At 47.6% G+C, this 2,240-nt stretch carries 1 protein-coding gene; it reads left to right on the forward strand.

The genetic code is table 11. From position 1 onward, the window contains the following. On the forward strand, positions 1-2,120 hold a 2,120-nt coding region (locus ACZND6_RS12795; RefSeq protein ID WP_489524775.1), incomplete at its 5' end, for an IS66 family transposase. Positions 2,121-2,240 lie beyond the last annotated feature (120 nt).

Here is a 2,240-nt window from a genome sequence, read left to right on the forward strand (position 1 = left end):
AGGAAGAACTGATTAAATTGGTTGCTCTGCAGCAAGAGCAGCTCCGAGTTGCCGAAGAAAGGGCCGAGAAAGAGCGGATTATCGCGGAAAAAGCCCAGAGGACAGCTGAAATCAAAGAGCAGTCACATTTGAAATTTGCGCACGGCGTAATCTTCATGGCTCAAAATCTCAAGGAGGTGAATGGAAACTACCTTGCACAAGTCGAAGACTTCTTGAGTTATGCCGATGACGATGAATCCAGAAAGGCAATAAGAGTTCTCTACGACATGATTGCTCACAGCTTAAACACGATCGCGGCTGCGTCCGGGCAGATTGCAGGCTTCTTTGCTCACGGCAATGAGGCGATGAAGTCGGGAGAAACATCTGAGCAAGCCTACGAGAATGCAACCCGTTCTCTGGAGGAACTAAAGAAAGTCCGCTCTTTTAGCAACAACATTAAGGGAGTCGCTAGATTTAGTGCCGCCATCTCGAAGGCTGCCGAGGCACTTAGTTCGACGACAAATTTAACAGTCGAATCTCAGCAAAAGATCTCTTCCATTGTGCGTGCCGCTGCGCCGACTGCAGATCAAGTAAAACAAACTCATCGCGGACGCGTCAACAATATTAGTAAGCTTCCTGAGGCGGCACCGGTCACAGCTTCTGAAACATCAGCTATATGCGACAAATGCGGAGAACCCTTGAGCGGCTGGGAGGTTTTAATTGCAGATCTTAAAACCGGAGTGACCCAGCTCGAGGCCGGCTTCCGACAGCAAAATACTTATAAATTAGGCTTCTGTCAGAAATGCGGTCGAGTTGAAGTGTTTATGGAGCCGGAACAAGATCATCCGCTCTTCCCCGACAGGCTTATAAGTACTAAAACGATCCTCTCTTTTAATCAGGCTATGTGCATCGGCATCCCCTTGGAACGCGCATTAAGGCAGTTCGAAAAAGATGCCGAGCTCGGTTCGAACACGGGTTCATACTCTCTATATGACTATCAGCGCTTTTATTTGAAGCCGTTGTTTAAAGCGATCGAAAAAGCGCTGCAGAATCGTGCCGTGCTCGTGTGCGATGAAACACCGTTCGATTGCCTGCAGGATCAGGGACGCGGGAAGATCCCTGCCGCCGGAATCGAGCCAAAAGCAAAAATAAATTACGTTGTTGCAGTGACCACAGCCGACGGAGCACCTCAGCCGGCAACGCTGTACTATTACAGCCCGACTCGAAGCGCCGAGAATATCGGCAAAATCTTATCCGATTACAGCTTCAAAACCTTGGTAACCGACGGCTACAGCGGCTACAAGACAATCATTAAAAACCGGAACTTGGATAAGGCAGAAACAGAACAGATCCGCCATCAGTCCTGTCTGGTGCATCTCCGTCGAGAACTTCTTAAAGTTGTTCTGCCCTCGGATCTGTACAAACAGCTTCTGGACAAGTCCGAAGAATACGTAACACAAGAGCTTCAAAAACAGCTTCTGGCAAATACAGACGGGATGAAGCTCCACACAGCGTTAAAAGCAATTAATGCCGTGTTCCGCATTGAGGCTGAGAAAAACGCCGGACTGCTTAATCCGGAACAAGCCAGAAAAGCGCAAGCCGAACTTATCAAGTATCTGGATCAAATGATGTTGGAGGCAAGCAAAGGCCTTGTTACACAAAAAGGCACTACTTGGGTAAAGACAAGGAATGTACCGGCTGCAAAGCCTTGTGTTTACTACCTGAACGCTCGGGAGGACTTTGCAACATTCTTAGGCAGCAGCGAAATCCCGCCCTGCACGAATAAGGTTGAAAGAGCCATCCGAGGAGTTACAATCCTTCGTAAAAACAGTCTGCATAAACACTCGGCAAATTACATGGAAGCCATGTGCATGGCTCTGTCCATCGATGCAACCTTGAGGGAAAACGGAATTGATCCCTTTAAGTGGCTCCAAAAATACAGCCAGGCACTATTTAAACATATGACCGCTAAGGGGCTCTCTCAGGTATGGAAGGAAACCGGTCAGAGGAAAAACAAATTCTCTATCCGTCTCCCGGAAAAGTTGGAAGAGGCAGATAAGAAGATCAATAAATATCTTCCCGAAAAACTTGCTGAAGACTTCGATATGCAACCTTGGTTGGACTCTATCTTCCGGGCGTAGACTCGAAATTAAATAGTCTCATCAAAATGACAAAACTCCGGTGCTCTATACGAGGACCGGAGCGTTCGGGCTGTGTCGTCGGTGCAATAATCTAAAAAATAAGCTATAAGACACGTACGA

The organism is Parasutterella sp., from assembly GCF_057870745.1.